A 7,435-nucleotide genomic window follows, 5' to 3' on the forward strand; every position below is an offset into this window, starting at 1 on the left:
AGGACTACATCGCGATCATGGGCGGGCGCTAGGTCAGGTTGCTGTGAGAGCTGACTTTGTGGGAGCAGTCCACTTTGTGGGAGCGGGCTTGCCCGCGAACACCGGCTTTGCCGGTGTTCGCGGGCAAGCCCGCTCCCACAAAGTGGACTGCTCCCACAAAGTCAGCTCTCACAGCAACCTGACCTAGCGCCCGCCCATGATCGCGATGTAGTCCTGGGTCCAGCGGCTATAGGGCACGAACTTGCCACCCTCGGCCTGCGGGGTCTTCCAGAAGGCGATCTTGTCGAACTGGTCGAAGCCATTGGTCTTGCAACCCTCGGCGCCGAGCAACTCGCTGGCCTTGCAGCCCTGCGGCACCGCCGGCAACGAGCCGAACCAGGCCGCCACATCGCCCTGCACCTTGGCCTGCAGCGACCAGTCCATCCACTTGTAGGCGCAGTTGGGGTGCTTGGCATCGACATGCAGCATGGTGGTGTCGGCCCACCCGGTGACGCCCTCCTTCGGGAACACCGTGGCGATCGGCTGGCCCTCGGCCTTGAGCGCGTTGGCCTGGTACGGCCAGGCGCTGGAGGCGGCGACGCCTTCGTTCTTGAAGTCGCTCATCTGCACCGTGGTGTCGTGCCAGTAGCGGTGAATCAAGGCGTGTTGCTTGCGCAGCAGGTCGAGCACGGCGGCGTACTGCTTCTCGTCGAGCTGGTACGGATCGCTGATGCCCAGCGCCGGCTGGGTCGCCTTGAGGTAGAGCGCGGCGTCGGCGATGTAGATCGGGCCGTCGTAGGCCTGCACACGGCCCTTGTTCGGCTTGCCGTCGGGCAGGTTCTCGGCCTCGAATACGGCTTTCCAGCTGTCTGGTGCGGTGGGGAACACCTTGGTGCTGTACATCAGCAGGTTCGGGCCCCACTGGTAGGGGGTGCCGTAGGTCTTGCCATCGACGGTGTACCACGGCGCGTCGTGCAGGCGCGGGTCGAGGTTCTTCCAGTTGGGGATCAGCTTCGGATCGATCGGCTGTACACGCTTGCCGTAGATCAATCGCAGCGAGGCATCCCCCGACGCGGTGACCAGGTCGTAGCCACCCTTGGCCATCAGGCTGACCATCTCGTCGGAGGTGGCAGCGGTCTTGACGTTGACCTTGCAGCCTGTGTCTTGCTCGAACTTGCTGACCCAGTCATAGGCCTTGTCCGACTCGCCACGTTCGATATAACCCGGCCAGGCGACGATATCGAGCTGGCCCTCGCCCTTGCCGACTTCCTTCAGGGCTTCGGCGGCCTGGAGGCTGCCACTGGCCAGGAGCGCGGTGGCGAGCCCGCTGAGCAACGCTGTCTTGTACATCGTTCATCTCCCAAATTGTTCTTTCTATTGTCGGGGCAGTATCAAGCGAACAACGTCCCTGGCGGCGCCAGCGGATTCTTGTGTCAGTCGAGCAGCTCGCCGTGACGCGCCATGATGTGGCGCACCACGCTGTAGTCCTGCAGCGAGTCGCTGGACAGGTCCTTGCCATAGCCGGAGCGCTTGAGCCCGCCATGGGGCATCTCGCTGGCCAGCATGAAATGGGTGTTGATCCAGGTGCAGCCGTATTGCAGGCGGTTGGCCATCTGGAAGGCCTTGTCGAGGTTCTGCGTCCACACCGAAGAGGCCAGGCCGTATTCGGAGTCGTTGGCCCAGTCCAGCGCCTGGGACAACTGTTCGAAGCGGGTCACGGTGACCACCGGCCCGAACACTTCGCGCTGGACGATTTCGTCCTGCTGGCGGCAGCCGGCGAGCAGCGTCGGCTGGTAGTAGAAGCCGGGGCCCGAATGCACCGCGGCACCGGTCACCCGCTCGATGTGTGGCTGGCCCAGGGCGCGCTCGACGAAGCTGGCCACGCGGTCGCGCTGGCGGGCGCTGATCAGCGGGCCGATCTCGTTGTCGACGTCTTTCTTACGGGCAAAGCGGATATTGCCCACCGCATCGCCCAGCGCAGCCACCAGCCGGTCGTGGATGCCGGCCTGGGCATAGATGCGGCAGGCGGCGGTGCAGTCTTGCCCGGCGTTGTAGTAACCATGGGTGCGAATGCCCTGCACCACGGCCTCCAGGTCGGCATCGTCGCAGACGATCACCGGAGCCTTGCCGCCGAGTTCCAGATGGGTGCGCTTGAGCGTGCGTGAAGCGGCCTGCAGGATCTTCTGGCCGGTGACGATATCGCCGGTCAGCGACACCATGCGCACCTTGGGATGGCCGACCAGATGGCTGCCGACCGCCTCGCCGCCACCGCAGACGATGTTCAGCACGCCCGCCGGCAGGATATCGGCCAGCATCGGCGCCAGCGCCAGGATCGACAGCGGCGTGTGTTCGGAGGGTTTGAACACCAAGGTGTTGCCTGCGGCCAGGGCCGGGGCGATCTTCCAGGCGGCCATCATGAGTGGGTAGTTCCACGGCGCAATCGATGCGACGACACCCACCGGGTCGCGGCGCACCATGCTGGTGTGCCCGGCGACGTACTCGCCAGTGAGTTGGCCCTGCTGGCAGCGCACGGCACCGGCAAAGAAGCGGAACACATCGGCAGTGGCGGGAATATCGTCCTGGCGCGCCAGGTGCAGGGGCTTGCCGCAGTTCAGTGCCTCGAGACGGGCAAGCAGGTCGGCATTGGCGTCGATGGCGTCGGCGATGGCCAGCAAGGTGGCGGCGCGTTGCGCAGGGGTGGTGCGCGACCAGCCGGCAAAAGCGCGCTGGGCCGCCTGTACCGCGCGCTCAAGCTGTTCGAGGGAAGCCTCGCCGACATTCAGCAGCAACTCGCCGGTCGCTGGGTTGACGATGGGCTCGACCAGCCCTTCCCCGGCAACCAGGTGGCCATCGATCAACTGCGCGCTGTACAGCGGAAGACTGGTGGGCATTTTCGGACTTCTTCTTTTTTTCGTGTCGTCGTGCATGGCGCCTCCGCGGTGGGTCGGGCGCGTCCACTTGAAACGAGACTAGGGCCCGACAGCCAGCTTCACAAATTCTAAATATTGAAAGTCTCGTTCGGTTAAATCGATACCTTGCGCTGGCTGCCCTGCCCCCTGGCCAATGTCAGGAACGGGTCCACCAGCGGCGTGCGCGCCGTGCCCCGGCGCCAGGCCAGGCCCACGTCGAGGGTCTCGTTGAGGTCGGCCAGCGGGCGGGCTTCGATGATGTCGCCTTCGAGCGACCAGGGGCGGTAGGTCATGTCGGCCTGGATCGACAGCCCGAGCCCCGCCGCCACCAGGCTGCGCACCGCCTCCACCGACGCGGTGCGCAAGGTGACCTTGGGCGTAAGCCCCGCACGACTCCAGATGCGCTGGGTGTGCAGGCCCATTTCATCGGCGTTGAGCTGGATCAGCGGCTCACCCGCCACATCGGCCAGGCTGATGCTGTCGCGTTCGAGCAGCCGATGGCGTGGCGGCAGCCACAGGCGGTGCGGAGAGTGGGTGAGCACTTCGGTCTGCAGGGCGTGGCGATCTTCGAGGTTGGACAGGATCAGCACGCCGACATCGATCTCGCCGGCCACCAACAGGTGCTCGATGTAGGGGCGCTCGTCCTCCACCACGCGGGTTTGTACGTTGGGGTAGGCGTGCTGGAAGCGGGTGATCAGGTCGGCCAGGTAATAGCCGGCGACCAGGCTGGTGACGCCGATGGTGAGCAGGCCATCGACCTGGTCGGTGCTCTGCTGCAGGCTGCGCTTGGCGTTTTCCACAGTGGCCAGGATCAGGTGCGCCTGGCGCAGGAACTGGTGCCCCTGGTGGGTCAGGCTCATGCCTTTGGCGTGGCGGGTGAACAGGGTCACGCCGATTTCGTCTTCCAGTTGCTGGATCGCCTGGGTGAGGGTCGACTGGGAGATGAACACCGCCTGCGCGGCGGCGGAGATCGAGCCGGTTTCGGCAACGGCGATGAAGTGGCGGATCTGGCGCAGGGTCATCATGCGGAAAAGACCTGTTGTTTTTTCCGCAGTATGGTTTATCGAAGGGGTGGGTGAGCGTTCTTTTTTATCGAACAGGGTTGAGGGCGGTGTTGGCCTTTTCTCGGGTAAACCCGCTCACACAGCAATCCCTGTAGGAGCGGGTTTACCCACGAAGAGGCCAGGCCTGACGGAACTACCCGGCAGTCTTGAAGAAGCCCATCCGGCTGCCCAGCGCATCCGCCAGTTCCAGCAGTTCCTGGCTGTCTCCGGCCAGGCGCGTCGAACCTGCATGGGCATCACGCGAGGAGGCGTGGATGCGATTGATGTCCTGGCTGAGCATGCTCGCCGCCACATCCTGCTGCGACGACGCCGCGGCGATCTGATTGTTCATCTGGCTGATCGCTGCCACCTCGCGACGGATCTCGTTCAACGAACGCTGCGCGACCTGGGTACGTTCCACCGTGTCCTGCGCCAGTTCGCGGCTGTCGCCGACGATCTGTGCAGTCTTGCCGGCTCCCTCCTGCAGCTTGCCGATCATGCCGCGAATCTCGCGCGTCGACTCCTGGGTGCGGTTGGCCAGCGAGCGCACCTCGTCGGCGACCACCGCGAAGCCCCGGCCGAACTCGCCGGCACGTGCGGCCTCGATCGCGGCATTGAGCGCCAGCAGGTTGGTGCGCTCGGCGATGGAGTTGATCACCTCGATGATGCTCTCGATGGCCTGGCTGTCAGAGGCGACCTGCAACACCGCCTCGGTGGCCGACTCCAGTACCTGGGCCAGTTCGTGCATGGAGCTGGCGGTGCCTTCGACCACGGTCTTGCCAGCGTCCACCTCCTGGTCGGCCGCCTCGGAGGCCCGTGCGGCTGCAGCGGCGTAACCGGCGATCTCGTTGATGGCGGCCACCAGCTGAGACACGGCGCTGGCCATGTGCTGGGTATCGTCGCTCTGCTGCTGCATGCGCCCTTGGTTGGCGGCAGCACCCTGGCTCATGCGGCTGGACGAAGCGACCAGGTCGGTCGCCACCTGATTGACCTGGGCGATGATCTCGGTGAGGTGACGGTTGGTGGTGCCCAGTGCGCCCATCACGCTGTCCGGGTGCTGGCTGCGCACACTCTGGTCGATCTCGCCACGGGCCAGGCCACGCAGCAATTGCGCCACTTCTTCGGGCTCGGCGCCCAGGGTCGAGCGAATGCTGCGGATGATCAGCAGCGAGGCGCCGACGCTGAGCAGTGCAGCCATGGCCGCCGCCCAGAGCATCAACCCGGCAAAGCCCGAAGCGCTGTCACGCACGATGCCGATGTCGCGCACCACATCCTTTTCCTGCAGGTCGATGAAGGCGTTGATGCTGCGCAGCCATTCCTTGTATGCCGGCGCGACCTGGGCCAGCAACAGCGCCTGGGCCTGCTCGAAGTCACCCTTGTGGCGCAGTTCCAGCAGCTGTGCGGTGGCGGCCTGGGCGGTACGCTCGATAGCCTGGATCTGCTGCTGCAGGCGTTGCTCGTCGGCGCCGGCCTGGGGCTCGCCGAGCATCTTGGCCAGCGGCACTGCAGAGGTCTGGTAGAAGTCGTCCAGGCGCTTGATGTCCTGGAGGAAGCCCGAAAGCTGGCCGTCATCGTGGGTCAGCACGGCATCGCGGATGGCGATGGCGCGGTCATGCACGCTGCCGCGCAGGTTGATCGCATAGCGCTGCTTGACCGTGGTGTTGCCGCTGACCTCGGTGAGCAGCGCGTCGATCCCGCCCACCCGGTGCACGCCGATGGCGGTGATGACCAGCATCAACCCAACGACCAATGCAAACCCCAGCGCCAGCCTCATGGTGATGCTGATATCTCTGAACATGGTGTCCTCCCCCGAGTGCATAAAAGCTTTTTGCCATCATTTTTTGCATGCTTTATACCCAGAGAATGTGAAGCCTTCTAATCGCGTTGATTGATAGCGACCATGAAATTAAATCATCAGACCGGCTGCGTGACTGGCACGGGGAGTGGTCGGTTCAGCAGAAGCCCGACCACCACGGCGAACACCAGCGCCGCCACGCCCGCACTGGTCAGCACCGCTTCGAAACCGCCGACGAAGGCCTGGCGCGCCAGCGGCGCCAGGGTGTCGCGCAGGCCCGGATCGACCACCGCCAGCGCCGCCGACAGATCGCCCGCCGCGACCCGGGTCGCCATGTCGCCGACCTTGTCCAGTTGCCCCGGCGCCACCCCCGCCACCGCCTCACGCAGCAACTGCCCACTGCGGCTGGCCAGGATCCCGCCCAGCACACCGATGGCCAGCACGATCGCGCCGAAGCGTGTGGTGGTGCTCAACCCCGAGGCCATGCCGGTGCGCTCGCGCGGTACGCAGGCCATGATGTTCTTCTGCGTATCGCCATTGAGCAGCCCAGCCCCGGCACCAAGCACCAGGCTGGCCAGGGCGAAGGCGGCATAACCGCCATGGGCGGCGGCCACGGCGCACAGCAGGTTGCCCACCCCCACCAGCAACAGGCCGAGGGCGAAGATCCGCGCCGAGCCGAGCCGCGCCGACAGGCGCATGCCCAGGCGGGGTGTCAGCAGCATCGCCAAGGCGAACGGCAGCATGCCTGCGCCTGCAGCCAGCGCCGGGAGCTGCAGGCCGTTCTGCAGGTACAGCGGCAGCAAGGTCATCATCACCTGGGCGCAGGCGGCATAGGCGAACATGCCGAGCAGAGCGCCGATGAAGCGCCCGCTGCGCATCAGTTGCAGGTCGATCATCGGCCGCGACTGGTTGCGTTCGACCAGCACGAAGAGGAAGAACAGGAACGCCGCGATCACCAGGCGACCGAGGGTGGGCGCGCTGTCCCAGCCGACGCGGTTGGCATCGATCAGCGCCCAGATCAGGTAGCCCAGCGCACCCGCGAAGGTCAGGCTGCCGAACGGATCCAGGCGGGCAGCGGCGCTGTCGCGCGATTCCTCGACGCTGCGCCGGACCATCACCGCCAGCACCACTACCAGCGGCAGGTTGATGTAGAAGATCCAGCGCCAGCCCAGGGTGCTGGCGATCAGGCCGCCAAGCAGCGGTGCGAAGGTGATGGTCGCGCCCATGCACGCGCCCCAGAACGCCCAGGCGCGCAGGCGCTCCTCGGGCTCATGGAAACGGTGACCGATGGCCGCCAGCGCGGCGGTGAGCAGCAGCGCCGCACCAAGGCCCTTGGCGGCCCGGGCGAGGTCGAGAAACATCAGTGTCGGCGCGGCGCCGCAGGCGAGCGAGGCCAGGCCGAACACCCCCAGGCCCAGTTGCAGCATGCGCCGCCGGCCAAAGCGGTCGGCCAGGCTGCCGGCCGGTAGCAGGGCGGCGGCGAAGGCCAGCAGGTAGGCGCTGACCACCCATTCGATGTCGGCGAACGAACCGGACAGGTCGCGGGCGATGCTGGGCAGGCTGACTGCGACGATATTGGTGTCGAGGATGATCAGCGCGCACACCGCCGAGGCGGTGAACAGGGTGAAGCGGGCGGATGACATGGTGAGGCTCCCGAAGGGGGGTGATCTTCAGGGCCTCATCGCGGGACAAGCCCGCTCCCACAGGTG

The 7,435-nt window shown here is 65.9% G+C and carries 5 protein-coding genes and 1 pseudogene; all 6 read right to left on the reverse strand.

Annotation, left to right across the window (positions count from 1 at the left end):
* Nucleotides 1-183 precede the first annotated feature (183 nt).
* The 6 genes and pseudogenes from ydcS to ACPZMI_RS06220 all read right to left on the reverse strand — a co-directional run bounded on the left by ydcS (nucleotide 184) and on the right by ACPZMI_RS06220 (nucleotide 7,369).
* Nucleotides 184-1,329 (reverse strand): putative ABC transporter substrate-binding protein YdcS, encoded by a 1,146-nt coding sequence (gene ydcS / locus ACPZMI_RS06195; protein ID WP_186670359.1) that lies wholly within the window; start codon nucleotides 1,327-1,329, stop codon nucleotides 184-186.
* Nucleotides 1,330-1,412: 83 nt separating this feature from the next.
* Nucleotides 1,413-2,870, reverse strand: coding sequence for a gamma-aminobutyraldehyde dehydrogenase (locus ACPZMI_RS06200; protein ID WP_426351877.1), 1,458 nt, complete (start codon nucleotides 2,868-2,870; stop codon nucleotides 1,413-1,415).
* A 131-nt stretch (nucleotides 2,871-3,001) separates the two neighbouring features.
* A complete protein-coding gene (locus ACPZMI_RS06205; protein ID WP_426351878.1) occupies nucleotides 3,002-3,913 on the reverse strand; it encodes a LysR family transcriptional regulator in 912 nt (303 codons plus the stop codon).
* Nucleotides 3,914-4,085: 172 nt separating this feature from the next.
* On the reverse strand, nucleotides 4,086-5,147 hold the full coding sequence (locus tag ACPZMI_RS06210; RefSeq protein ID WP_426351880.1) for a methyl-accepting chemotaxis protein: 1,062 nt from the start codon (nucleotides 5,145-5,147) through the stop codon (nucleotides 4,086-4,088).
* A 66-nt stretch (nucleotides 5,148-5,213) separates the two neighbouring features.
* A pseudogene (locus ACPZMI_RS06215) lies at nucleotides 5,214-5,750 on the reverse strand (MCP four helix bundle domain-containing protein); the annotation flags it as partial.
* 95 nt (nucleotides 5,751-5,845) lie between these two features.
* Nucleotides 5,846-7,369, reverse strand: a complete 1,524-nt coding sequence (locus ACPZMI_RS06220) for an MFS transporter (protein WP_426351879.1) — start codon at nucleotides 7,367-7,369, stop codon at nucleotides 5,846-5,848.
* Nucleotides 7,370-7,435: the final 66 nt, after the last annotated feature.

Source organism: Pseudomonas wayambapalatensis (genome assembly GCF_049942315.1).
Classification (GTDB): domain Bacteria; phylum Pseudomonadota; class Gammaproteobacteria; order Pseudomonadales; family Pseudomonadaceae; genus Aquipseudomonas; species Aquipseudomonas wayambapalatensis.